Genomic DNA, 25,650 nt, shown 5'->3' with positions numbered 1-25,650 from the left:
GAAAAACGCTTTTCATTCGCGCCCGTCTCGGTTTTACTGGGCCGCTTTGCCATGAAGACACTCAAGTTTGCCGTACTGCCCGGCGATGGAATCGGGCCCGAAGTGATGGACGCCACCCTCGCGGTGCTCGAAGCTGCCACCAAACCCGAGGGCATCGCCCTGGACTTCACCCACGCCGACGTCGGCGGGATCGCCATCGACAACCACGGCACCGCCCTGCCCGAGAGCACGCTGGAAGTCTGCCGCAACGCCGACGCCATCCTCTTCGGCTCCGTCGGCGGCCCCAAGTGGGAGAACCTCCCGCCCAAGGAGCAGCCCGAGCGCGCCGCCCTCCTGCCCATCCGCAAAGCCTTTAACCTTTTCGCCAACATCCGGCCCGGCCTCCTGTTCAAGGAACTGGTGGACGCCTCCCCGCTGCGCCCGGACAGCATCCCCGAGGGGATCGACATCGTCTGCATCCGCGAGTTGACCGGCGGCATCTACTTCGGCCAGCCCAAGCAGACCGTCACCCTCGAAGACGGCGACGTGCAGGCTGTGGACACGATGGTTTACAAGGTCAGCGAGATCGAGCGCATCGCCGAAGTCGCCGCCGTCACCGCCAAGGCCCGCAGCGGCCGCGTCTGCTCGGTGGACAAGGCCAACGTCCTCGAAACCTCCGTCCTGTGGCGCAAGACCGTGGTCGAGTATTTTAAGAAGAACCATCCGGACCTCGAACTGAGCCACCTCTACGTGGACAACGCCGCCCAGCAGCTCGTGCGCGACCCGAACCAGTTCGACGTCATTTTCACTGAGAACATGTTCGGCGACATTCTCAGCGACGAGATGGCCATCATCTGCGGCTCGCTCGGCATGATGTCCTCCGCCAGCCTCGGCACGGATAACAATTCGCAAGGCCTGCCCTACGGCCTCTACGAACCGGCCGGCGGCACCGCCCCCGACATCGCTGGCAAGGGCATCGCCAACCCCTGCGCCCAGGTCCTCTCCGCCGCCATGATGCTGCGCTACAGCTTCGGCCTCGACGCCATCGCCGACCGCCTCTCCGCCGCCATCCGCAAGGCCGTCGAGGACGGCGTCCGCACCGGCGACATCGCCTTCGGCAAAAGCCCGGTCGGCACCACCGTCATGGCCGACGCTATTATCGAACGTTTATAGTTCATAATTTTTTAACCACAGAGGGCACAGAGAACACAGAGAAGAAAAGAATTAAGATAGAACCTCTCTGTGTTCTCTGTGCCCTCTGTGGTTAACATCCAACATCTTATTCCCAAATGACCTCCGCTGAACTTCGTCAGAGCTTCCTCGACTTCTTCGCCTCGAAGGGGCACACGGTCGTGTCCTCGGCTCCGCTCATGCCGAGCTCGCCCAACCTGCTCTTCACCAACGCGGGGATGAACCAGTTCGTCCCGTACTTTCTGGGCGAGCAGAAGGCCCCGTTCAAGCGGGCCTGCGACACGCAGAAGTGCATCCGCGCCGGGGGCAAGCACAACGACCTCGACGATGTCGGCTTCGACACGTACCACCACACGCTCTTCGAGATGCTGGGCAACTGGTCCTTCGGCGACTACTTCAAGCGCGAAGCCATCGAGTGGGCCTGGGAACTGCTGACCCGCGTCTGGGGGCTGCCCAGGGAACGGCTCTACGCCACCGTTTACCGCCCCGACGAAGGCGATCCGGCGGAGTTCGACCAGGAGGCTTACGACATCTGGAAGGACGTGCTCAGCGCCGACGGGCTCGACCCCAAGCTGCACATCCGCACCGGCAACAAGAAGGACAACTTCTGGATGATGGGCGACACCGGCCCCTGCGGCCCGTGCTCGGAAATCCACATCGACCTCACGCCCAAGGGCGACTCGCGCGGCGAGCTGGTCAACGCCGACAGTCCGCAGTGCATCGAGATCTGGAACCTCGTCTTCATGCAGTTCAACGCCGAGGCCAACGGCACCTTCAAGCCCCTCTCGGCCAAGCATGTCGATACCGGCATGGGCTTCGAGCGCGTGGCCGGGATCTTCGCCACGACCGACGGGTTTAAGGATTTCACCAAAGAGCCCAGCAACTACGACAGCGACCTCTTCGGCGACCTCTTCCGGCACATCTCGGACATGTCCGGGCGCACCTACACCGGTACCGTCCCGAAGAACCGCGACGACCTCTCCGGCCAGGAAATGACGGACGTCATCTTCCGCGTGCTGGCCGACCACATCCGCACCCTGTCCTTCTCCATCGCCGACGGCATCCTCCCCGGCAACGAGGGCCGCAACTACGTGCTGCGCCGCATCCTGCGCCGCGCCGTCATGTTCGGCAAGCGCATCAACCTGCCGCGCGGCTTCTTCGCCAACCTCGTCGCCCCGCTGGTCACCAAAATGGCTCCCCACTTCCCCGAACTGGCGGACCAGCAGGAGGTCATCCTAAAAGTAATCCGGCAGGAGGAGCAGGCCTTCGACCGCACGCTCGACCGCGGCCTCCAGCTCTTTGACAAGTTCACCCTCGACGGCACCGGCATCACCGGCGAGCAGGCGTTCATCCTCTACGACACCTACGGTTTCCCGCTCGATCTCACGCAGATCATCGCCCGCGAGCGCGGGCTCACGGTGGACAGCGCGGGCTTCGAGGCGCAGATGGAGCAGCAGCGCCAGCGCGCCCGCTCCGCGCAGAAAAAGGACGTCATCTCCGTCTTCGAGGAGGGGGAAAAAGTCCACTCCACCCAGTTCGTCGGCTACAACTGCTCCGAAATCTCCCACGTCGAGACGACGCTCGTCGGCACCTTCGAGGGTGAGGAGGAGAGCTACCTCGTTTTCGCCCAGTCGCCCTTCTACGCGGAAATGGGCGGCCAGGTCGGCGACACCGGCCATGCCGAGATCGGCGGCCAGCGTATCGAGATTTTGAATACAATCACGGACGCCGCCGGGCACGTCCTGCACAAGGCCCCCAAGTCGGACGCCTACAACAAGCTCGTCAGCCAGCCCGCCGTGCTCAGCGTGGACACCGCCCGCCGCCGCCAGATCCAGCGCCACCACTCGGCCACGCACCTGCTCGACTGGGCGCTGCGCGAGCAGCTCGGCTCACACATCCGCCAGGCCGGTTCGCTCGTCTCGCCGGGGCACCTGCGCTTTGACTTCAGCCACTTCGAGGCGCTCAGCCCTGAGCAACTCCACGAGATCGAAGAGATGATCAACGCCAGGATCATCGCCAACGACCCGGTCCAGTGGTACGAAATCCCGCTCGAAGACAAGCCCGACGATGTCGTCTCGGTCTTCGGCGAGAAGTACGGGGCCATCGTGCGTGTGGTCGATATCGGCGGCTACTCGAAGGAACTTTGCGGCGGCACCCACGTCCGCGCCACCGGTGAGCTTGGGATGTTCAAGATCGTCTCGGAGGCCGCCATCGCGGCGGGCACACGGCGTATTGAGGCCGTCAGCGGACAGAACGCCATTGAGCTGGCCGGGCGTAATTTCGACCGCCTCGGCAGCCTTTCGCGCAAGCTCTCCTGCCGTCCCGACGAACTCGAAGAGCGCCTGCAAGTCCTCCTCGACCAGCGCTCCGAACTGGAGAAAAAGCTGCGCGGACTGGAGCAGAAACAGGCCGCCGCCCAAGGCGGGGACCTGCTCTCGCACGCGGTGGAAAAGGACGGTATCAAGTGGATCGCCGCCCCGGTCAAAGTCGCTAACCCGAACGACATGCGCGGGCTCGCCATCGACCTGCTCAAGAAGCTCGGCGAAGGCGTGGTCGTGCTCGGTGGCGACTTCGACGGCAAGGTCACGGTCCTGGCTACCTGCTCGCCCGAAGCGATCAAGCAAGGCCACAAGGCGGGCGACATCGTACGCGAGCTGACCGCCGCGCTCGGCGGCAAGGGCGGCGGCAAACCCGACTTCGCCATGGGCGGCGGCAAGGACGCCGACCAGCTCGCCCCGGCTCTCAAGGCCCTGCTCCAGTAGGAGCATTAGACCGGTCGAAACAGCTTTGAGGTTTAGGCGAGAGGGTGTTTTTTAAAAAAAGCACCCTCTCGCGCTCTCCCCAAAAAACTTTTGAGACGGAACTTCGTTCCTTTGCAGGAACGTTAAGCCGTGGAGAGAAGCGGCATCAGGAATGTATCCGGTTTTCGACGACAAGGTGTGTAGTTGTTTTTAACTACACGTTTTTCATTAACTATTGTCATACCGGTCGCCGGAGAAGTTTCTCCACGAAACGTCCGCCTTCCGGCTCACTCCAGCAGGCCAGGTCCGTCCGGCCCTTTTTTCCTGCGTCGCAGGTAAGCCAGCCCAACGTCCACCAACTGCGTTCCACCGATAGCCACCACCACCAGCGGCCACACCGCGGGCGCAGCTCCGGTCAGCTCAATCGCAAGCACTCCTGCTGTTAGCGGAGCACGCATCGAGCCCGCCAGAAACGCCCCCGCACCGAGCACGGCCGCCATGGCGGCATGCACCGGCAAGAAGAGCGAGAACCCGGCGGCCAGCATCATCCCGACCGCCGCCCCGGTTGACATTGAAGGGGTCAACTTGCCACCCGTGGCCCCGGCGCGGACAGTCAGCAGCGTGGCGACCGGCTTTGCCACGACAAGCAGCCCAACAATGAGCAAGGGCACCTCGCCACTGAAAATGTCCTCTGCCATCGCGTGTCCATTTCCCAGAATAAGCGGAAACGGAATGGCCAGCCCCGCCAGCAACAGGTAGCAGACGGGCATCATCCAGAGGATATTACGGTCCTTCGGTGCTCGCGCGGATGCCCCCTCCACCAGCTTTCCGAAGCCGTAGCCCAATGCCCCTGCCAGCGGGCCAATCAGTACCGCGATCAGGACGAGCGAAAGATCCACCCTCCCCCATTCCATCTGATAGGCATGGGCGTCGGGGACGGCGATCCGCGCGATAATCGTCGCGCCCCACGAAATAAGAAAGGACCATACCACCACCGCCAGTGCAAGCTTGCGTGCTGACCACAGCACGCGCAGGCCGATCATGATCTCGACGGCAAAGAGCATCCCTCCAAAGGGGATATTATAAATCGCGGACAAGCCGGCCCCGGCTCCGCAGGCGACGAGCACCCGCCGCTGCCACTCTCCCAGCCTCAGCCACGAAGCCGAGTCTGTGGCCGTGAGCGCCGCATCCTGCCGGGGCGCACCTTCGCGGCCAATGGAGCCTCCAAAGGCGACATTGACCACTTGCAGGGTCGTGTCGGCCGCCATCCAGCCGAGGGGAATTCGCTTGCCGCTGTAAATGCCCGAGACCGACGGGATGCCCGGCCCATGCCTACGCAGTAAAAACCAGGCAACCGCCACCAGCGGCCCCGCCACACAGACCGCAATAAACCGGTGATGCGCCGGGACCTTGGTAATGGCCTCGGCAAAAGTCCCCGTGCTAAAGCCGAAAACCGCGTGCTCCACCCCTTCGAGCATCCAGGTAAAAACCGCCCCGACAACCCCGGCAGCCAGGCACACGAGCGCGGCGGCCAGCACGAAACGCCACTCGATAAATTGGCGCAGTCCCGCCTGAGCTCCGGCGGCGGACAGGCCTTGAGCGGCTTCATGCGGCGGCGATGGCTCCTTCTCAGGCATCACTGACCTTTCTCTTCACGAACCAACCTCAAGGCGAGTCAAATAGGTATCCGGCCACCTCACATGATGTGGCAGCAAACGGACACGTTTCCCCCCTTCTCCTACTTCGACTTGGCCACGCCGAGCTTGAAGCTGACCTTGGAGCCGTCCTGGGCGAAGCCGCCTTCGGGGGCCTCTTCGGCCACGCGTCCGGCGTCGAGCTCCTGGCTGGCGAGGATAAATGTCTTAACCTCCTCGGCCCGCTGGTGGGCGAGCAGTTGCAGCAGCGTGTCGGGGACCTCCTGCACCTCGACCAGCTTCGCCTTCATCACGCCGGGTGTGAGTGTGACTTCGGTGCCGTCGGGGTTGGCCGGGAGCCCTTCGGGGAAGGCTTTGTCAAAGAGCGCCTCAACCGCGTCGTTCCAATCCTTGCCCTCCTGGGTACGCAGTTCCTCGATGCTGTCTTCCACCAGATCCTCGCGGAAGAATTCGACATCCTTTTTCATATCGACCGAGGGCACGAGGTTGAGCGCAAGCGCCGGGCGGTCGTAAAGCGCCTTTGCCAAAAGGGTGAGCGGCTCCCTGGCCGCGTCCGGCAGGTTTGAGCTTCCGGCGACAAAGGTGACTTCGCTCGGCGGAGCCTCGCCGCCGGAGCCGAAGGCCGAGCCCAGCAACGCAAACGGCGCGGTCACGACCTTCTCAAAGATATTGGACAACGCGGTGCTAACGACCTTGCTGATCGTAAACTGGGGGTCTTCCAGATTCCCGCTCACCGGCACGTCGAGGTCGATAAAGCCGTCGCGGTTTTCCATCACGGCGATGCCCAGATCGAGCGGCAGATTCGGGGCCTTGCTCTCGGGCACACGCTGGCCGAAGCGCACTTTTTTGATCTTCAGCTTGTTGTCGCCCTTGAGCTCGTCGGTACTGACCCCGTAGGAGAAGTCACCGTTGAAGGTGCCGCCCGTCAGGGGCGAACCGACCGCCTGTACGGCGTAGCCGGAGAAGCCCGTCATCGGCAGGTCACTGATGTTGACCTGGACGGTGGACTGCGAAAGCGGATCGACCAGCAGCGTGGTGCCGGTGACGTTGATCGTGCCCGAGCCGTCCTTTTCCAGCGTCAGGCTGGAGTCGATGTCGGTCGTCGCGCCGGGTGCGAGGCTGAGCGGGCCGACCGTGGCCGCCATCTGCTTGAGGGTAAAGGCCGCATTGGGTGTCACCGTCTGGTCGAGGACCGAGACGGTCCCGTTCTTGAGCACGAAGCGCTTCAGCCCGATATTAGCGGGATCGACATCAAAGGCCGGTCCCGGCCCGTCGGGTGCTGTGTCGCCGGCGGCTTGAGACTGGTTTCCCGCACTCGGACCCGCAGGCACAGGCTTGTCCCCGGCGGCGGAAGTAGCGTCTGCTGCCGGGGGAGTCGCGGAGTCGGGCATTTGCGGGATCAGCTCGGTCAGGAGGTTAAGCTCGCCGCCGGGGGCGCGAACGACATGGGTGGTCAGGCCCTCAAGCGTAACGGTGTCCACCTGGGCCTTCATCGGGTGGGTGGCGGTGTCGATGGCGGTGATGGTCAGCTTGTCCCAGCTCACCAGCGGCTCGGTGTCCGCCCCGCGCCCGAGCGCGAAGCCCGCCACCAGCGCGTCGCCAAGCGAAGTCATGTCCGGCAGGTCATCCGCCGGAAAGCTCGCCTGCGTGCGCCCGCTGTGGACGAGGCGCTGGGCGGCGACGTGCAGCGGGGCCTCGGCGGTGTAAAGCGGTGGGCCGACGGTCGTGTCGAAGTCCGTCAGCGTAACGGTGTAGCTGGCCTCGACCGTGGGCAGGGCCTGGTCGGGGAAGCTCGCCTTGAGTTTACCCTTGTTGGCGAGGACGGCGCGATTGAGGCGGGCGGGCGAGGAAGCCGCCACGTACGGGCTGAAAGCGGTCAGGTCGATGTTTTCGACGTTGTACTCAAAATCCACGGACGGAGGGACCGAGGTAAAGGTGCCCCTGGCCGTGACCTTGCCCGTCTCGTTGACGTTGAGCGCAAGGTCGAAGGGGAACGGCGTTTCGCTCTGGTTGGCCATGTCGGTCACGGCGAGGTTGATCTCGCCGAGCGTCACCTTGACGGGGTCGGCGGGGACTTCGTCGATGAGGATGAGGTTCTGGTTCTCGACGTTGAGCTGGCCGACCTTGAGATCCCAGCTCACTTCGACCATCTCCTGCAACTGCTGCCAGGCCGAAGTGAAGGCCAGACCGATGTCCTGCTGGTCGGCGATAAGCCCGAAGATAAACTCGCGGGCGGCCTTGTCGGCCTGCTGCTCCGCGGCCACCATCTGCTCCAGCTCGGCCTGGCGCTCCTTCGGGGTCACGTAGCGGACAAGGCTAAGCACCCCGGCCTTGTCGCGGACGACCTTGAGCATGCCGTTGACGATGTCGATTTTGTCCACCGCGACCGCCCCCCGGAACAGGTAGACGGCGATGCCATCCATCTCGAAACGCTCCAGTGTCTGGAAGGGCTCGTCGGAGCCACGCGGACGCAGTTCAAACCCTTCCAGCAGCACGCGTCCGTTCTGGATAAACAGCTCGCGGGGCTCACGCACCGGACGGAACGCATAGTCGGCGGAAAAGCTCAACTCGCCCCCGGCCACGGTGAAGCCGAGTTCGTCGTTGGTGAACTTGTAGAAATCGGCCAGCTTGATCCGGTCGATGCTGATGCTCCCATCAGAGCTGAGCGGGTCGAGCTTGATGCTGCCGTCGATTTTGATCTCCTCGCCGGAGGTTGTATCGAGGGTAAAATGGTAGGGGTTGTCGCGGTCGGGCGAGGTCCGGATATCCTTCATCACAAACGACAGGTTCTCGACCTTGCGCTCGAAGGGGTCGCTGAGGTTTTCCAGCCGGGCGCTGAGGGTGGCCTTTTCGACCTGAAGGATTTCGACCTCGATGACGGGGATCTCGAACGGCTCACCCGACTCCTCGTTCTGATGCACCTGGTCCTCGACCTGCGCCTGCAACTGCTCCAGCGCACTCTGGATATTGACGTTTCCGTCCGGATCGACGACCAGGTTAAACATCGGCTCGCCGAAGTAAACTTCCTGAAAGCGCAGGTTGTCCCCAAAGAGCGAGGTGAACGCGAAATTGACCCGCAACTCCCGCATCCCGAGCGCGACCTCACCATCCGGCGTGAAGCCCTGCATGCCCTCCACGCGCAGTTGGTAGGTGTACGGGTTAAAATAAATGGCCTCGATTTCGCCATGTCCGGCGATGCTGTCATTGACCTTGGCCAGCCCCACGTAACGGATCAGCAGGGGCACGCCCCAAAAGCCAAACACGGTGTAAAACAGGACGAGCGCCACCGCCGTAATGGCAATGCGCCGCAGCCACTTGAACTTGCGTCGTGGTTTCTCCGCCATCATACCCCCACGCTAGGAGCATTCATGCGACGGTGCAACCACCGGTATGATAAAAATGACGCTCAAAGCAGACGTTTATCTCCTCTGCGGCTCGCGAAATGGTTTTGTTTTTACCGCAGAGGCGCAAAGACTCAGAGGCTTTGATCGGGCACCTGCGGGTTGCTCTCCTGCAGGATACGCGATCTCAAATCTCTTGAATCACTGGCAATACGGTACTACGGTTTAGGTATTATGTTGGGTTTCATCGTCATTTTCGTCTTCGGCCTCCTACTCGGGTCGCCGTTCCTGCTGCACGGATTGATGTCTTGGCGGATCGGGGCGAAGGATGAAGCCGTGGCGGAATGGACGCTAATCGGCCTGATCGCTTTTGTCGGCGGCATCCTCGCCGCTGTCTAGCGCCTGAACCCGACCAACAAATGGGATACGGCTTTATTTAAGGGCACAAGAGGACTACAAAAGCCTTCAAACACCCAGAGATCGCTCTGCGTCTTTGTGCCTCTGCGGTGGAATAGTGCGATCAGCAACCAAGCCAACGTCAGTTGAGGGCGCCTTCGCCCTAGAACCAGCTAGAATCCTTCTGCTCCCAGGACCCGCCGACCATCTCCTTGCGTTCCTCACAGCTTTCACGGACGGGGGTCAGGCTCAGCTTGTCACCGTCGCGCTCGTAGAGATAGACGCCGGTCACGTCCGGGCAGATGGCCAGCCGCGAGTCAAACTGCAGGCTGACATGGTTGCTCTGCGGGTAGTAGGCCCAGCCGGTCAGGCGGCGGGGGGTCTCACCCTCGACGACGAGGGAGAAGCGGTTGTTGTCCTGAAACTGAAGGGCGTTGCCGTTGCCCGCGTTCACCCACTCGCCGGAGAGGGCGGCGGGTGCCGGGTGCTTGAAAGTGTCTTCGCTGACGCAGCCCGTGAACCAGGCCAGCGTGCACAACAGAGCGGAAAGAATGAATGCTTGTCGCATGAAAAACACTGTGAACCCACTCTGGCCCGCAAGGCAACCCCCTTTGTCAGGCGTGTGACGTTAACCCCGGCCGTTTAAAACTCGTAGCCGACCCCGGCCCCAAACCACACCATGCTGTCCGGGCCCATCTCGATGCCGTTGATGCCGGTCGGGCCGGTGCCGTCGTTGTTCCAGGCGTAGCGGACGCCAACGTAGGTGGAAAAGCCCTCGAAGAAGTTGTAAATCAGGTTGAGCTGGTTCTCCGAATAGACGTACCCGTTGCGCCACTGCTGGCCGCCGGGCGTACGCCCGTTACCGAGCCAGGCGTTGGCGGAGAGCCAGCCGAAGCGCGCCTCGAAGTCCAGCACCAGCCCCTCGGGCAGCCCGAACTCCTCGTGCAGGTCCCAGTCCTGCTGGATGGCGAAAATCAGGTTCTTCTGGTCGAGCATGAAGTCGTACTCCATGTATACCGAGGGGTGCAGCAGGCAGTTCGCGATCAGCCCGATATAGACCGTGCCCCGATCCGACCAGCCCGAACCCCAGGGCGTGGGTACGCCGGGACCGTAGTTCTGCTTCGTGGCCAGGACGATGTTGCCACCGATGTCCACGTCAACGTCCGGGGTCAGATGATACTTCCAGCCCCCGTAGATGAACATCTGCTCGGAAAAACGCGAATCCAGCGGGATAATACCCTTGATCGACGTGTAGCCCTCCCCCCCGAAAAGCGGCCCCAGCCAGACGAATTCCGGCATGATCGACTGCTGGGCGGCCTGCGAGCCCCAGATCACCGTCTGTGACTCGTAGCTGAAGTTCAGCCCGAACGACTGGTCATCCCAGGTGCCGACCCAGCGCTCCATGTCAAAACTCTCAAAACTGCTCCAGGCCTCGGTGTTGACATCGTCCCATTCGTCCCAGTCGGTGCCGGTGGGCGTGTAGGCGTATTCGCCGGCGGTCTGCCCGTCCTGCCCATGCAGCGGAAGAGCCGCCAGGGCCGAGAGGAGCAGAAGGCCGAGAAAAGAGGTCCGGGGAAGCAGTTGCATGGCGGCCACTAAAGGAACTCTCCCCGCCGTGCACAAGCCCGGATATTTATTAATCCTCGCTGCCTAAAGCACGCGCACACAGTCATCCCGGCCCCTGCGCCGACCTTCTTAAATATCCGCCCGAGCCGCTTTTGACTGGCTTTTTCGGGCGCATTGGGGATATTTCAGCAGCACGCATGGACATCCGCTCTCACATCCTCCGCTTCTTGCTCCTGTTCACGCTGGCCCTGCCGCTCGTCGGCCAGGACACCGACCGGCCCAACCTGAGCCCCTTCCGCGTCGCCCCGCTCAAAGTCGGCGTGACCCCGGATTCGCCGCCCCTGGTCTTCAAGACCGGAGACAAGCTCGAAGGCGTCGAGATCGACCTGGCCCGCCTGCTGGGCAAGCAGCTCAAGCGCCCGGTGCAATTCGTCGAGCTGGAGTGGGAGGACATGATCCCGGCCTTGCAGGACAAGCGCATCGACATCGTGATGTCGGGCATGACCGTCACCCGCGAGCGCGAAGACCTCGTCGCCTTTTCCGAGCCCTATCTGGAGTACGGCCAGATGGCCATGGTCCGCAGCGAGGACAAGGTGCGCTACAACTCCATCAACAACATCCTCAGCACCCGCGCCCAGGCCGGAGTCATCAGCGATACCACCGGAGCCAACTTCGTGGACAATCACTTCCCGCGGGCCAAGCCGGTCGAGTTCTCCACCCCGGAGCAGGCGACCGACGCCCTCGTGCGCGGCCAGGTGGACCTCTTTATCTATGATTCGCCCGTCATTCTCTGGATCGCCTCCAAGCGCGCCGGTGACGAGATTGTGGCCGTCCCGCAGAACCTCACCGTCGAACACCTCGGCTGGGCCATGCGCAAGGACGACACCGCCCTGCAAAACAAGGTCAACACCGCCCTCACCACCATGCAGGAAGACGGCTCGCTCAACCACGCCATCGCCCTGTGGCTGCCCCAGATGCCGGGGATTTTGTAAGCGGCTTTCGGAGTCGGAGGATTTTTTTAACAGGAAGGCCGGGAAGAGCGGCAGAGAAAGTTCGCCGGTAAGCAAAGCCCTCACGAGGGCCGTTGGCGGGTTCTTTTTCTAACCACAAAAGGCACAGAGGATTTGCCTGGATAAGCTCTGAGTCGGATCGGACGCCACGCACCGGAGTTCCGCGGCGCACAACCCCGAAAAGGATTTTAACGACTCTCCCCCACTAGTGACTGTGGCCTTCGTGACTGTCAGCGTGCGAAGGCTGAGGCTCAGGCTCGGGGTACATTTCGCCGGGATAGACCTGGGTGTTGCCAAGGGGAGTCTGCACACCGACCGGGAGCTCATCCTGCATGTAGCCGGTCAGGTAACGTTCGTTCTCCTGCGCGGGCAGGCGCTGGACGGCGGGCACGTTAAGCTCGTTTTCCAGTTCGCGGATGCGTTCGAGGACGACGGGCTTGTTCGCGCGCATGTCGTCGTCGGGTAGTTCCGAGTAGAGCTGGCGGTAAAAGTCGTACGCTTCCTGGTCGCGCTTCATCTGACGCAGCAGTTCGGCGTAGATGCGGGCCGTGTAGTAGGGCCCGTCTTTGGTGCGGTACGCCTTGAGGAAGTATTCCGCCGCCTTCTCCTTGTCCTTCATCTTGTTGTTGTAGATCTGGGCCTTTTCCAGCGGGATGCGGTAGTCGTCGGGGAAGTACTTCCCGGCGCGGTCGATGAAGTCGATCCCCCGCTGCGCCTGCTGGTTGTAGATCTGATCCTGCACGCTCCTGGGGACGGCGTCCAGGCCGCCCGCCTCGTTGATGCGCCAGATCGGGATGTCGTAGGCCATGATGCGCGAGCCGTTGAGCCAGAAAAACATCGGGCGCGGGTCGATGGCCGTGGTCAGGTTGATGAGGGCCTCGGTTTTTTCGCGGTCCTTTTTCTCCCAGTAAACATTTGCCCGGATGAAAACCATGTCCGCGATGATCGTGCGGAATCCGCCCAGCAGGCCGATGACCAGGCCCTGCCCCAGCGCGCCCTCGACCTCCTTGAGGTTCAGCTCCGGCTGGAGCGAACGCACCTTGCCCCAGGCGTGGCGCTGGAGCGGCGACAGCACCAGGCCGACCACCAGCAGCGTGCAGAAGCAGGCCAACAGCGTGACCGTGCGGCGCACCCAGATGTTTCGCTTCAAATCCATGACTTAGATTTCCCGGCGGCGGAAGGCGTACACGGCCAGTCCGATGAAAACGACGATATAGACGAGCCCGTAGCCCCCGATGGCCCAGGGCGTGAACGCTCCGAGTTGCTCCGTGGCGTCGTGCGGAAAGAGCATCACGTCGCCCACGTTGAACATCTGGAAATTCGGGAACAGCAGGCTCAACGCCCAGACGAGGCCCTTGAGCACCGGGTTGCCGATGTTTTCCCAACTGTCGCGAGCGATGTACTGAAGCTGGCAGATAATCATGACGAAGAACGACACGACCACCGAGTACAGGTTGGTATTGGAAAAGCTGGAAACGAACAGCGTGACCGCGCAGAGCACCCCGAGCTTGAGCCACTGGAGAACGGCGAAGCCGAAGAGCCCGCCGTAGCTGACCAGGCGGTGCCCGTCCTCAAACTGGTCCCCGAAACGCTCCATGAGCGCACTCTCGCGCCAGTAGAGCATGACGCCGAGGATGCCCGACATCAGCGCGGTAAAGACCAGCAGCAGCAGGAACACGCCGAGGAACTTTCCGGCCAGAAACTCCCAGCGGTACACCGGCTTGGCCAGGATGGTCAGGGCCGTGCGGTTCTCGATCTCGCTGTAAAAGAGCTGCGCGGTGGCAACCACGGCCAGGATCGAGCCAAAGAGCAGGATCGCCCCCAGCCCGAAGTCCGCGATGAACTTCAGCTCGCCGCTGCCAAAGTCGAACTGCCGGAAAAAGCGCGAGCTGACAATCAGCGCCACCGACAGGATGACCAGCGCGTTAAAAAACTTCTGCCGGACGGCATCCAGAAAGGTGTTGCGTCCGATGGTGAGGATACGGTGACAGGATCCGCTCATGACTTGCCTCCCTTGCCGGTGTGTTTGAGGAAAAGGTCGTCCAGGCTGATGCGCGGCGTGTCCACCCCGACCAGCTTGGAGCCGTGCCTGGCCAGCACGGCCTCGACCTCGGCCCGGGCGGCCTCGGGAAAATTGTTTACCAGCAGCGATTGCTGGTCGTGCTTGCTCAGCAGGTCGTCCACTTCGCCTTCCAGCACGACCTTGCCCCGGTCCATGATCGCCACGCGGTCGCAGACGCCCTCGACCTGCGCCAGCAGGTGCGAGCAGAGCATAATCGTCTTGCCCTGCTTCTTGAGCTCGCGGATGAGGTCGGCGATAGCGGCCGAACCGATGGGGTCCACGCCCGCCGTCGGCTCATCAAGGATGATGAGCTTGGGGTCATGGACGATGGCCTGGGCGATCCCGATGCGCTGGAGCATGCCCTTGGAGTAGGTGCCCACCCGGCGGTCCGCCGCCTCGGTCAGCCCCACCATATCGAGTACGTCCTTGATCCGCTGCTTGATCTTGCCCGGCTCAACGCTGCACACCTTGGCATAGAACTTCAGCAGCTCGCGCCCGGTCAGGTAACGGTAAAAGTACGGCGCTTCGGGCAAAAAGCCGACGTTGAGCCGGGACTTCACCTGATGGCTGGGGACGCCGTAGATCTCGCAGCCGCCGGAAGTCGGCTCCAGCAAGCCGAGGACGACCTTCATGGTCGTGCTCTTGCCGCAGCCATTGGGACCGAGCAGGCCGAAAACCTCGTTATCGTGAATGTCGAGAGAAACATCGTCCACGGCCCGCAGCTTCCAGCCACGCAGGCCGATGCGGAAATCCTTGACGAGATCATGGATACGGATGGCAGGGGCTTCCATTAACGACTGATAGTAAAGCCGCGATAGCGCGAATTGCAAGTTTCCGTTTTCACCTCGGTTTCTCGGATGTAGGAGCGCAGCGCCCGGCCAACCTCCTCCACGAAGGCCTCGACTTCGGCCCGCTCGCCCTCGGCCCGCAAGTACACGCGCCCGTCGGAGAGGTTCTTCACCTCGCCGACCACGGCGAACTCCTTGGCCACCTGAAGCGTCGTGTAGCGGAACCCCACCCCCTGCACATGGCCGGAGAAGTGGACATCGGCGGCGAATACGGTCTGCGACATGCGGAAAAGTTTGAGAGTTTGAAAGTTTAAGAGTTTGAGAGTTGTGGCGTTTACCAACACAGGCAGAAGCCGGGCGGGCAACGGGACGTACCCACCATTGGGGCGCTTTTTCGGGGTACCTCCACAAAAGCAGAAATCCACCCGTTTTCGCGAGCCGATTTTGGAAAAAGTTGGCCCCTTACCTGCTGGAATAGAGTACGATATAACTTACTCTCAATTCGGGATTGAAAAAAACCGAAGGCTGGGAAACATTACACTCAAGCATTAACCGCCAACCCAGGCACGCCACATGAGCGGATTCGATTTCGAAAACTATTCAGACGGAGATTGGGATCAGAATGAGGACTTGGCCTGGAATGAGTACGATTGGCAGCGGTACCTGAGGGATAACGAACGCGAGATTTCAGAATTCCTCAACCACTACCACAAACTCAAACACGAGCCAGACCACCTCGACGCCATCGCCCGGATCATGGGATGGGACAACGAGGAATGGTCCCCCGGCGATTCGGCGGAAGACAACTCATTTTCCGACGACGACGACAGCGAACGCCCCCGCCGCGAAGGCGAGAGCGATCTGGATCCGTACACGATCCACAAACACCCGGTCTACATCGTCACTCACGGTCTTTACCAGCACCTGTTCAAGTGCTGGGAGATGTTCACGCTCCAGAACCAGCGCTCGATCAACCCGGTCGAGGTCGGCCGGTTCTCGGCCAGCCTGCACGCGGGCGAACTCAACGCGGTCATGGCCATCAACGCCCTCGACATGGGCGATTTCAACCTGACCGTCTGCCACCTGAAAAACTCGCTCTCGGCCATCAACCACAGCCTCTCCCTCCTCCAGAAACTCTCGATCAAGAACCTGCGCATCCTCAACCTCTTCCAGGCTGAGACCACCCGCACGCTCTTCGACCTGCGCGAAGTCTGGCTGCGCGTCATGAACGACTGCCGCGAGGAAGAACGCCGCGGCGCCGACAACGACTGATATCAGTTCTAAGCAGCTTTAAGGGTTATACGAAAGGGTGTTTTTTTGAAAAAAACACCCTTTCGCGCTCTCCCTGAAAAACTTTTAGGACTGAACTTCGTTCCTTCGCCAGAACGGTAACCTTCAAACCCGGAGAGAATCGGTATAATCAGGTAGCGGGTGACATAAGCCCGCAATCCAAATGCCGGGGTGCCCTTAGAGCTTGGTCCCGTCGCGGGTGACGCGTTCGCGGAAGGCTTGCAGGAACTTGCCGGTCACGGGGCCGGGCTTGCCGTTGCTGATCTTGCGGTGATCGACTTCGACCACGCCGATGATCTCGGCCGCCGAACCCGTGAGGAACATTTCCTCGGCCACCCACAGGTCGTAGCGGGTGAGCGCGGTTTCCACCAGCGGGACCCCCAATTCGGCGGCGATGTTCACCACCACCTGCCGGGTGATCCCGGTCAGCGAGCCGGAGGAAACCGGCGGGGTGTAGAGCTTGCCCCCCTGGAGGACGAAAATGTTGTCTCCGGTGCACTCGGCGACGTAGCCCTCGTTGTTGAGCATGATCGCCTCCTGGTAGCCGAGGTTGCTCGCCTCGATCTTGGCCAGGATATTGTTCAGGTAGTTCAGGCTCTTGACCATCGGCGGCAGGGCAGCCGGGCTGTTGCGGCGCGTGGCCGAGGTGATGATTTTGAGGCCGTTCTCGTAAACTTCCGGCGCGTAGAGCTGGATCTGGTCGGCAATAATGATGAGCTGCGGATCGTGGCAGGTCTTGGGCGAGAGGCCCAGAGCACCGGCGCCGCGGGTGACGATGAGCCGGATATAGCCGTCGGTCACGCCGCTCTGGCGGCAGGTTTCACAGACCGCGTCGGAAACTTCCTGGCGGGTCCAGGGCATTTCCAGCATGATCGCCTTGGCCGAGTACTCCAGCCGCTTCAGGTGTTCGTCGAGCTCGAAGACGTTACTGCCGTATACGCGGATGCCTTCGAAAATACCGTCCCCATAGAGGAAGCCATGATCGAAAACCGAAACCTTTGCCTCGTCCCGGCCGTAAAACTTGCCATTGATGTAGATCTTCATTGCTCGAAAAAGAGTGACAGATAGTCCTCCGCTCATGACTTGTCTAGGAAGAAAAGAATACGACGCCTCCGGGGAGGGGTCCCGTCCCCGGACCTCAGGACACCATACCGATGACTCCCGACCCGCCCAGTCTAGCACATCAGCACCCACCAAAACAGATACAGCGAACAGAAATTTCAACCCGTACAGGAGCCCTCGAAGCCCTCATTCGGTGGGGGAGAAATCCACCTGATTCCGAGACCTGATGGCGCGAAAACTGCTTTCGAATATCCTCTCTCCACCCTCACCACCGACTCCCCACAACCGTGAAACCGAACTCCATCTGGACCACCACCGGTGTCAGCCTGCTGACGCTGCTGGCCTCTCTCGCCTGCGCGCGCGCGCAGTTACTGATCAGTTTCGAGGCGCTCTCGGCCAACGAAACCAGAATCACCTTCAGCGGCACCGATACCCTGGACCTGGGCGCATCGACATGGACCACCGGCTCCGCCGGAGCGAACCTGACCAACGCCATCGCCGTCGTCGTGCCCTCCGGGGCGTATCACTACGGGGAGTACGAGGACTTTCTGGTCGAGGGCATCCCCTGGAACCCGATCAGCGGCTTCACTCCCGAAGACCTGACCGGCATCGGCGGATTCGACGCCTCCTTTGGCAAGCTGACCTTTTACAGCGTCGAGTACTTCGACTCGCTGTTAGCCGTCATCTGGGACGGTGCCTTCACCATCAACTACTCCTTCGAGCAGATTGGCGTGGCCCCCGACAGTTCCGGCCAGATCACCTTTGAGAACATCGACGCGGATATTGTTTTCACGGTGAATTACGCCGTCGGCTCAGCCATCCCCGAACCCGCCATCACCACCTGGCTCGGCGGGTTGGCGGGCCTGCTCGTCCTTGGCGGCTACCGATACCGCCGCTTGGCACGGAGCACGCTCTGCTAGTGTCCCGTTAGCTTAGTTCCTGATAAAAATATTTTCACCGCAGAGGCGCAAAGACGCAGAGCGACCTCTGTATCCACGAAGTTTTTTGTGCTTCTTGTGCCTTTTTGTGGCCATTAACATTTGTTAAGAACTTAGCTAACACGACACTAGTGTGCGGTTACCGAAGTTTGCTGCATATTTTTTGGGGGCTATGCGCCCCCAAGCCCCGCAGCAGGCATAGCCTGCACTTTCGATGCTGCCGCATCGCGTCAGGGATTGTTGCTTTTAGCTTGGCTAAAAGCAACAATCCCTGAGGAACATCCAAACTGGGTTGCACCCCAAAACTTATGCGAGGAACTTAGCTCACAGCACACTAGTGTGGTGAGTCTAAAGTTTTCGGCATAATTGAGCGACCTTCCCGAGTATGGCATCGGCGGAAGCGGTCCAAACGAATGGCTTTGGATTTTGGTTGTGGAGGTCGATATAGTCGTTGATGGCCTGCTTGAGTTGCTCGAGTGCTGCGAAGGAGCCTCGCCGGATGGCCCGGGTGGTGATGAGGGCGAAGAAGCGTTCGACTTGGTTGAGCCAACTGGAGTGCGTGGGGATAAAATGCAGGTGCCAGTGAGGACGCTTGCTGAGCCACTGGTTGACGGTGTCGGTCTTGTGAGTGGCGTAGTTGTCCAGAACGATGTGAATGTCTAACCCCTCGGGCACGGTGCGTTCGATCTGGCGCAAAAAGCTGAGGAACTCGCGGCTGCGATGACGTGGCTTGAGGCTGCTGATGACCTCTCCGGTAGCCACGTCAAGAGCGGCAAAGAGCGAGGTGGTGCCATGGCGGTAATAATCGTGGGTCTGCCGCTCGGGCGCGCCCGGACGCAGAGGCAGAACCGGCTGGCTGCGCTCCAGGGCCTGTATCTGGCTCTTTTCATCCACGCAAAAGACCAGGGCGTTGTCCGGCGGGCTCATGTACAGGCCCACCACGTCGCGCACCTTGTCCACGAAGTAAGGGTCCTTCGAGAGCGTGAAGCTCTCAGTGCGATGCGGTTGCAACTGAAAGGCACGCCAGATGTTGCTGATCCTCGTTTGGGACAGGCCCATGCGCTGAGCCATCGTTCGGGTGCTCCAGTGGGTGGAACACTCCGGCTTTTGCTCCAAAGTCAGACGCACCACTTCGGCCACCTGCTCATCGCTAATCGTACGGGGGCGGCCACTGCGCGGCGCTTCGCTCAATGAGGGCAACCGCCCGGCGGCAAAACGATTGCGCCAGTAACCCACCGTGTGCGCCTTGACGGACAACTCCGCGGCAATGCTCCGGTTGCTCAGCCCCTGCGAAGCCAGCAAGACCATCTTGGCTCGCTGAACCTCCTGCGCCGGTGCATTACGCTTACGAACCAGCCCTTCAAGGGCCGATTGCTCTTCTAAAGACAAGGTTATGGGCGTGGCCGGACGGCCTGGACGTGTCATTAATAAATAAATGACGTAATCATAGAAAATATCAATATTATTATGACGAAAACTTTAGACTCACCACACTAGAGCGGTTTAAGAAATACTGTAGCCACCATCGTTAAATGGTTAAATGGCCAATTGTTAATTGTTGGATGCGGAACGTAGAAAACAACAATTAGCCATTTAACTATTTAGCCATTCGGCCTTTTTGTGGGGCTACGACTTTATTTAAACCGCTCTAAACGCCTGAGCCGCCCTCTTCGACTTCGATGGCCTCCTCGGTGTCCGAGTTGAAGCGCATCGAGACCAGACGGGTGACACCGCGCTCCTGCATGGTGACGCCGTAGATCGAGTCGGCGGCGGAGACCGTGCGCTTGCTGTGCGTGACCACGAGAAACTGCGAGTACTTCGTGAACTGCTTCAGGATGCCGACAAAGCGCCCGATGTTGGCGTCGTCGAGCGGGGCGTCCAGCTCGTCGAGCACGGCGAAGGGGCTGGGCTTGACCATGTAGATCGCAAAGAGCAGGCCCACGGCGGTCATGGTGCGCTGCCCCCCGGAGAGGAGCGAGAGCGTCTTGAGCTTGGTGCCGGGCGGGCGGGCGGTGATTTCGATGCCGGAGTCGAGGATGTCCTCGGCCTCGATCAGCGCGAGGTCGGCCACACCGCCGCCGAAGAGTTTTTCGAAGGTGAACTTAAAGTTTTTGCGGATCTGCTCGAAGGTCTCCGAGAACATCTTTTGCGAGGTCGCGTTGATCTCGTCGATGGCCTTGAGCAGTTCCTCCTTGGACTTCCAGAGGTCTTCGCTCTGGGAGTTGAGGAAGTCGTAGCGCTCCTTGAGCTCGGCGTACTCCTCGATGGCCACGAGGTTGACCGCGCCCAGCGAGTGGATGCGGTTGCGCAAGTCGCGGATCTCGGCCTCGACCACGGGCCAGTCGGTATCGTCCATGGCGGCGAAGTCCTCCGCCGTCGGCTCGCCGCGCTCACCCTTGCTCTTGGCGATGAGGCCCTCGTCCTCGTCGATGTCGTCGAGCTTGAGCCGGGTCTCGAATTTCTCGTCGGCGGCCCACAGTTCGGCCTTCCAGTCGATGTACATGATCTCGCGCTCATACTCGGTGCGGACCTTTTCGGCCAGAAAGTTCGTCTGCGAACGCTCCTCGGCCAGCTTGACTTCGCAACCGTTGAGGGCGGTCTCCTTCTCGCGCAACTCGGTGCGCTCACCGCCAAGTTCGTTCTCGGCCTCGCGGATGGCGGCCTCGACCGTGTTGAGCGCCTCGCGCTTGGCCTGCAGGGTCTCGGCGGTGACGGAAAGGGTCTTTTCGATCTCGTTGGCGCGGGCGCGCTGCACCTCCGAATCGCGGCGCAGCTCCTCGACCTGCACGCGCAGCGTGTCGGCCTCCTGACGGCGACGTAAAAGACGCTCGTCCAGTTGCCGGGCCTGCGAACGGGCTTCGGTCAGGCCGCGGTCGAGCAACTCCAGCCGCTGGCGCTTTTCGGCCAGTTCGAGGCGGACTTCGGCCAGGCCCTCCTGATGCGCATCGCGCTCGGCGCGCATGTGCTGAAGGTCGCTCTCGGTCTGGGTGATCTTGTCGCGCTGCTCGGTCAGGGCGGTTTCGGCCCCTTCGAGGCTGGCCCGGCCATCGGCCAAACGCTTTTCGGCGTCCTCGCGGTTGGCCTCCAGTTCTTCGAGTTGTTTCTGCTGGCGGTTGACGGCGCTGGCGTTTTCGTTGAGCGACTGCTCGGCGGCGCGAAGCTCGGCCTTGAGGCTGGAAAGCTCCTGTCGGATCTCGTTCTCGCGCTTGCGGTTGTCCTCCACCGCCTGGTCGGCGGCGTCCATGTCGGCCTGGAGCTGCATGGCCCGCTCGTTGAGCTGGGTCAGGGTCTCGTTGTCGCGCTCGATGTCGGCGCGCAGGCGCTTGATGTGCGCCACGCGCTGGATAAAGCTCTCCTCCTGCTGGCCCTTGCGCGGGCCGCCGCCGAAAACCAGTCCGCGCCGGTCCACCAGTTCGCCGGCCTGCGTGGCCACGAGCGTAAAAGTGAAGTCGGCCCGCTCCCGCCAAAAGTCGAGAAACTGCGCCAGGCTCTCGCACAGGTAGCAACCGTCGAGGAAGCTCGAAACCAGTTCGCGGGCGGAGTCGTCGCGCCCCCGGGCCACCCGGTGGGCGGGCACAAGCCACTCGGGCAACTCCTTGTTGACGTAGCCGGGGGTCGGTGTCTCCACCTGGAGACATACACGACCCAGTTTGCGCTCCTCCAACGCGGCCAGCACCTCGGCAGTGCGGGACTTGTCGCGCAGGACCACGGCATCGGCGGAACCGCCGAGCAGGGTTTCGATGGCTCCGGCGTGGCCCTCGTCGATGTCGAGCAGGGCGGTCAGGGGGTGAAATTCATCGCGGGGCAAGACCTCGTCGAGCTTGCCCTGCAGGATGGCCTTGGCTCCGGCGGAGAAGCCCTCGAAACGCTTCTGCAAATCCTCCAGCGTGGTCAGCCGGGCGCTCTGGCGGGCCACCGTGCGGTCCATTTCCTGAATCTCCTTCTGGAGCTCACGGAACTCGCCGCGCAGGCGCTGCACCTCCGACTGGGACTCAGCTACGCCGGTGGCGGCCTCCTCGGCCTGGCGCTCGCGCTCGTCGAGCACGCGGGCGGTCTCGTCTCGGCGCACGGCCAGCACTTCGCCCTGTTCGCGGGCCTGGTAAAGCCCGTCGCTGAGGTCGCTGTGCTTGATCTGAAAAGTCTTCAAATCCACCTCCAGAGTGGTACACTGGGAACGCAGGCGGGTCAGCGAACCCTCGCGGATAAGCAGGTCGCGCTTGTACTCATCGAGCCGCTGCTCGGCGTCGCGGAGGCGGGCCAGCAGGCCCTGAAAGGCGTCGTTGCGCTCGCGAAAGGCCTCGTCGGAGGTCCCCATGAGGTCGAGCGCCATCTGCTTGTCCTGCTCAGTGGAGGCGGCCTGCTCGTCAATGGCGCTGCGCTGGCTTTCCATGCCGTCCACTTCGGCCTCGATCTCCTCGATGCGGCGGGAAATATCCCCCACCCGCACCTCGGCGAAGTCAGCCTGATTGGCGGCATTTTCCATCTCCGAGCGCAGGTCGGAAACGGCCTGCTGGGCCTCCTGAAGCGCGGTAAAAAGCTCGGCCCGCTCGGAGCGACGGCCCTCAAGCCCGCCCTCGGCCTCGTCCAGATGCCGGGAGAGGCGGCTCACGTCGGAGCGCAGTTGCTCGGCCTTTTTCTCCACGTCGGCCACGGCGGCCTTGCGGCGGGCGTACTGGAAGGTGTTCCAGGCCAGGTCAAGGTGGGTCAGCCGGTGCTTGATCCGCTGGTAGCGCAGGGCCTTGCTGGCCTGGCGCTTGAGCGAGCCGATCTGGCGGCCCACTTCCTCGATCACGTCGGTGACGCGGGACAGGTTCTGGTCCACGAGGGAAAGCTTGTTCAGGGCCTCCTTGCGCTGCGCCTTGTAACGGGTGATCCCGGCGGCTTCTTCAAAGATCGTGCGGCGCTCCTGCGGGTTCGAGGAGAGGATCTGGTCGATCTGCCCCTGCATCATAAACGAGTAGCTGGCCCGGCCCACGCCGGTGTCCATGAACAGGTTCTGGATGTCCTTCAGGCGGCAGCGCTTGCCATTGATAAAGTAGTCGCCCCCGCCCTCGCGGTCCACACGGCGGGTGATCTCGACCTCGTTGAAGCGCGTGCCCAGCTCGGCCTCGCAGTCGGAGAAGACGAGTGAAACCTCGCAGGAGGGCAAGGGCTTGCGCCGGTCGGTGCCCTGGAAGATGACGTCCTGCATCTTGCTGCCGCGCATGGCCTTGGCCGACTGCTCGCCCAGTACCCAGCGGATCGCGTCCACGATGTTGCTCTTGCCGCAGCCGTTGGGCCCGACGATGCACGTCACCCCCTTGTCCAGTTGGACACGGGTACGGTCGGCAAAGCTCTTGAAGCCGTTAATGACGAGTTCGCGCAGGTACATGCAGACTAAAAGCCGGTCTATGTAGGCCCCCCGCCCGATTCCCGCAACCCTTTTTGCGCGGGGTGCGTGACCGCACGGGACAATGATGGGGCTGTGCCCCATCGGCGCCAGAAAGGCGCCTGCCCCCTGACGCTGACCGTCCGCTTGCCCCAAAATCCACCCATTGCGACAGCAACACCGCCACCGCTCCCGGGAAATCGCCCCCAAGACCTCAGCCAACTAGCGCTCTCAGCTCCTTCTCCGTCCGTCCGCTGGGGGTAGTGGCCTTTTAGACGCGTAGGGGGCTTGCCCCCCTCAGTGCCTGCGGGTGCAACCCGCGCCTCTCAGTAAAAATATTGCGTGCGGGGCTGGGGTTTGTCTGAGTTAGCGGCCATGTCCGAGACTCAGAACGAAGTTTTAAGCATTTTCAAGGAAACCGGCGCCCTGCTCACGGGGCACTTTGTGCTGCGCAGTGGGCTGCACAGCGGGCACTTTTTCCAATGCGCGCGGGTGTGCGAGCGGATGAAGCAAGTCACCCGGCTGGCCGAGCTGCTGCTGGAAAAGGTCGGCGCGGACACCTTCGACACGGTGGTGGCCCCGGCTATGGGCGGGCTCGTCATCGGGCAGGAAGTCGCCCGGCAGGCCGATGCGCGGTTTCTTTTCGTCGAAAAAGTGGACGACAAACTCGCCCTGCGGCGCAATTTCAAGATCGAGCCGGGCGAGCGCATCCTCGTCGTCGAGGACGTGATCACACGCGGCGGTCGTGTGCGCGAGGCGCTCGACATCGTCAAGGCCGAGGGCGGCAACTGCGTCGGCGTAGCCGTGCTGGTAGACCGCAGCCAGGGCCAGACGACCTTTGAGGTGCCGCTGACTTCGCTGCTGGAGCTGAGCTTCCCCACCTACGAGGCCGACAAGCTCCCCCCCGAACTCGCCGCCCTCCCCGCCTCCAAGCCCGGGTCGTGAGGGCACTTTGGGAGTTTGAAAGTTGGAGCGTTCAAAAGTTTGCGACGGCCTCGCCTGCGCGACGCTCAAACTTTCAAACCCGAAACCCTCAAACTCCCAAACCTGGCAATCCGCCTTTTCCAGTTGACCCTCCGGCGGGTTTGCATGATAGGTTAAGGCATCTAGCGATGCGTAGCCTTATCGCCATTTTATCCCTGCTGGCCGCAGTCACTCTCCAGGCCCAGCCCGCCGTCAACCTCTACCTGGAACCGGAGGATAACGGCGTCGTGTTCAAGACGGCCCCCCTCGCGGAGGTCGAAGCACTCGGACCGGAGCACCCCGTCATTAACGGCACGGTTGACAACAACTGGTACCGTATCGCCTATCCGGGCCAGTACGTCGGCTTCGTGGAGATCCCCAACACCAATGCGGACGGCACCTTCAACCCCGGCGCGCCTCTTTTTATCCGCAAAAGCACCAGCAGCGGCATCATCATTCGCATCCCCTATGGGGCCAATGCCAAGGTGATCGACCGCTCCGGCAACTGGGCCACCGTTTCCTACCGTGGCGAGGGGCACGTCTATTATAAGAATCCGGCCCTTTTCCCGCCGCTGCCCAGTATGCCGCCCGCCAGAGCCGCCACTACAGCGGGCGCCACGACCCAGCGGGCGGCCTCCACCCCGGCGGCTGCCTCCAGTGCGCCCGGCGTGGCCGTGAGTACGATCCCGGTCGGCCAGACCTCCGGCAGCATGGCGGTGAGCACGATTCCCGTGACCCAGGAGGGCGGCGAAATCATCGCGGTGGAAGAACTCGAACTGCTCGAACCGCTCCCGGCCAAGCAGACACCGCCCCCCGCCGCCAGGACCACCGCCCCGGCTCCCGCGAAGACAGCGGCCCCGGCTCCGGTCGTCGCCCAGCCGCAACGCCCGAAGGCTCCGCCTCCCGGCTACATGCCGGTGGCCACCACCAGTTCGCCGCAGTCGCAAATCCTTTCCCGTGAAGTCCCGCACCTGTACGAGGGCGTCTTTACCCGCGTCCGGGGTTTCAGCTTCGACTTTTTCGGACCTGACTACGCCTACGCGCTACAAGACCGCTCCGGCAAACGCATCGCCTACGTCGATATTGAGAACGCCCTGCTGGTTTCCCCCATCGAGGCGTACCTGGACAAGCCCGTCACCGTCGAAGGTCTGCCCGAAAAAATCGGCGGCACCGTCCCGATCCTGATCAAGGCCAAGTTCATCCGCCTCAATCGCTATTAGTATCAGGGGGCCGTGCGCCCCCAAACCCCGCAGTGCGTGCCGCACGGGACAAGAAGAGGCGTTGCCCCTTAAAATCCGGC

Annotated in this window: 19 protein-coding genes; 8 read left to right on the top strand and 11 right to left on the bottom strand. The window is 62.0% G+C overall.

The annotated features are described in order from the left end of the window. The first annotated feature begins 51 nt into the window (after positions 1–51). Both leuB and alaS read left to right on the top strand, forming a co-directional pair. Positions 52–1,152 (top strand): 3-isopropylmalate dehydrogenase, encoded by a 1,101-nt coding sequence (gene leuB / locus H5P28_RS19090; protein WP_185677288.1) that lies wholly within the window; start codon positions 52–54, stop codon positions 1,150–1,152. Positions 1,153–1,268: 116 nt separating this feature from the next. Further along, complete coding sequence (gene alaS / locus H5P28_RS19085; RefSeq protein WP_185677287.1) at positions 1,269–3,932, top strand: alanine--tRNA ligase; 2,664 nt, start codon at positions 1,269–1,271, stop codon at positions 3,930–3,932. A 266-nt stretch (positions 3,933–4,198) separates the two neighbouring features. Here the strand turns inward: alaS and H5P28_RS19080 are convergent, their stop codons facing one another. Next, positions 4,199–5,548: a chloride channel protein gene (locus H5P28_RS19080; RefSeq protein ID WP_185677286.1), complete on the bottom strand. Its 1,350-nt coding sequence runs from the start codon at positions 5,546–5,548 to the stop codon at positions 4,199–4,201. Between the two features lie 101 nt (positions 5,549–5,649). After that, positions 5,650–8,913, bottom strand: coding sequence for a DUF748 domain-containing protein (locus H5P28_RS19075; protein WP_185677285.1), 3,264 nt, complete (start codon positions 8,911–8,913; stop codon positions 5,650–5,652). Positions 8,914–9,141: 228 nt separating this feature from the next. On the opposite strand from H5P28_RS19075, the gene H5P28_RS19070 reads away from it, so the two are divergent. Beyond that, the gene (locus tag H5P28_RS19070; protein ID WP_185677284.1) at positions 9,142–9,306 is read left to right on the top strand and encodes a hypothetical protein; all 165 of its coding nucleotides are present in this window, start codon (positions 9,142–9,144) and stop codon (positions 9,304–9,306) included. A gap of 160 nt (positions 9,307–9,466) precedes the next feature. On the opposite strand, the gene H5P28_RS19065 is transcribed toward H5P28_RS19070, so the two are convergent. Together H5P28_RS19065 and H5P28_RS19060 are read right to left on the bottom strand one after the other, a co-directional pair. Continuing rightward, positions 9,467–9,871, bottom strand: a complete 405-nt coding sequence (locus H5P28_RS19065) for a hypothetical protein (protein ID WP_185677283.1) — start codon at positions 9,869–9,871, stop codon at positions 9,467–9,469. A gap of 74 nt (positions 9,872–9,945) precedes the next feature. Beyond that, a complete protein-coding gene (locus tag H5P28_RS19060) occupies positions 9,946–10,890 on the bottom strand; it encodes a hypothetical protein (RefSeq protein ID WP_185677282.1) in 945 nt (314 codons plus the stop codon). Between the two features lie 176 nt (positions 10,891–11,066). Between H5P28_RS19060 and H5P28_RS19055 the strand changes: the two genes are divergently transcribed. Then, the gene (locus H5P28_RS19055) at positions 11,067–11,861 is read left to right on the top strand and encodes a substrate-binding periplasmic protein (RefSeq protein ID WP_185677281.1); all 795 of its coding nucleotides are present in this window, start codon (positions 11,067–11,069) and stop codon (positions 11,859–11,861) included. Between the two features lie 223 nt (positions 11,862–12,084). On the opposite strand, the gene H5P28_RS19050 is transcribed toward H5P28_RS19055, so the two are convergent. From H5P28_RS19050 to H5P28_RS19035, 4 genes are read right to left on the bottom strand one after another with little or no spacing between them, the layout of a single operon-like run. Continuing rightward, a complete protein-coding gene (locus H5P28_RS19050) occupies positions 12,085–13,035 on the bottom strand; it encodes a tetratricopeptide repeat protein (RefSeq protein ID WP_185677280.1) in 951 nt (316 codons plus the stop codon). A gap of 3 nt (positions 13,036–13,038) precedes the next feature. After that, positions 13,039–13,881: an ABC transporter permease gene (locus tag H5P28_RS19045; RefSeq protein WP_185677279.1), complete on the bottom strand. Its 843-nt coding sequence runs from the start codon at positions 13,879–13,881 to the stop codon at positions 13,039–13,041. Beyond that, entirely contained in the window at positions 13,878–14,732 is an 855-nt protein-coding gene (locus H5P28_RS19040) for an ABC transporter ATP-binding protein (protein WP_185677278.1), read from the bottom strand. Before H5P28_RS19040 ends, H5P28_RS19045 begins: the two co-directional genes overlap by 4 nt. Continuing rightward, positions 14,732–15,013 (bottom strand): acylphosphatase, encoded by a 282-nt coding sequence (locus H5P28_RS19035; protein ID WP_185677277.1) that lies wholly within the window; start codon positions 15,011–15,013, stop codon positions 14,732–14,734. The genes H5P28_RS19040 and H5P28_RS19035 overlap by 1 nt, the downstream gene beginning before the upstream one ends. 289 nt (positions 15,014–15,302) lie before the next feature. Here H5P28_RS19035 and H5P28_RS19030 point away from each other — a divergent pair, with 289 nt between their 5' ends. Continuing rightward, positions 15,303–16,001 carry a hypothetical protein gene (locus H5P28_RS19030; RefSeq protein ID WP_185677276.1) on the top strand — a complete coding sequence of 233 codons (699 nt, stop codon included), beginning with the start codon at positions 15,303–15,305 and terminating at the stop codon, positions 15,999–16,001. A 195-nt stretch (positions 16,002–16,196) separates the two neighbouring features. Here H5P28_RS19030 and ilvE read toward each other — a convergent pair whose 3' ends face one another. Further along, the gene (ilvE, locus tag H5P28_RS19025; RefSeq protein ID WP_185677275.1) at positions 16,197–17,063 is read right to left on the bottom strand and encodes a branched-chain-amino-acid transaminase; all 867 of its coding nucleotides are present in this window, start codon (positions 17,061–17,063) and stop codon (positions 16,197–16,199) included. 305 nt (positions 17,064–17,368) lie between these two features. Between ilvE and H5P28_RS19020 the strand changes: the two genes are divergently transcribed. Continuing rightward, complete coding sequence (locus H5P28_RS19020; RefSeq protein WP_185677274.1) at positions 17,369–18,001, top strand: hypothetical protein; 633 nt, start codon at positions 17,369–17,371, stop codon at positions 17,999–18,001. Between the two features lie 366 nt (positions 18,002–18,367). Here H5P28_RS19020 and H5P28_RS19015 read toward each other — a convergent pair whose 3' ends face one another. Together H5P28_RS19015 and smc are read right to left on the bottom strand one after the other, a co-directional pair. Further along, a complete protein-coding gene (locus H5P28_RS19015; protein ID WP_185677273.1) occupies positions 18,368–19,444 on the bottom strand; it encodes an IS630 family transposase in 1,077 nt (358 codons plus the stop codon). A 223-nt stretch (positions 19,445–19,667) separates the two neighbouring features. Continuing rightward, on the bottom strand, positions 19,668–23,390 hold the full coding sequence (smc, locus tag H5P28_RS19010) for a chromosome segregation protein SMC (RefSeq protein WP_185677272.1): 3,723 nt from the start codon (positions 23,388–23,390) through the stop codon (positions 19,668–19,670). Between the two features lie 372 nt (positions 23,391–23,762). On the opposite strand from smc, the gene pyrE reads away from it, so the two are divergent. Beyond that, positions 23,763–24,332, top strand: coding sequence for an orotate phosphoribosyltransferase (gene pyrE, locus H5P28_RS19005; protein ID WP_185677271.1), 570 nt, complete (start codon positions 23,763–23,765; stop codon positions 24,330–24,332). A 167-nt stretch (positions 24,333–24,499) separates the two neighbouring features. Beyond that, complete coding sequence (locus H5P28_RS19000) at positions 24,500–25,570, top strand: SH3 domain-containing protein (RefSeq protein ID WP_185677270.1); 1,071 nt, start codon at positions 24,500–24,502, stop codon at positions 25,568–25,570. Positions 25,571–25,650: the final 80 nt, after the last annotated feature.

It is taken from the genome of Ruficoccus amylovorans (assembly GCF_014230085.1).
In the GTDB taxonomy this organism is placed as follows: domain Bacteria; phylum Verrucomicrobiota; class Verrucomicrobiia; order Opitutales; family Cerasicoccaceae; genus Ruficoccus; species Ruficoccus amylovorans.
This window is presented reverse-complemented; position numbering and strand designations above follow the sequence as displayed.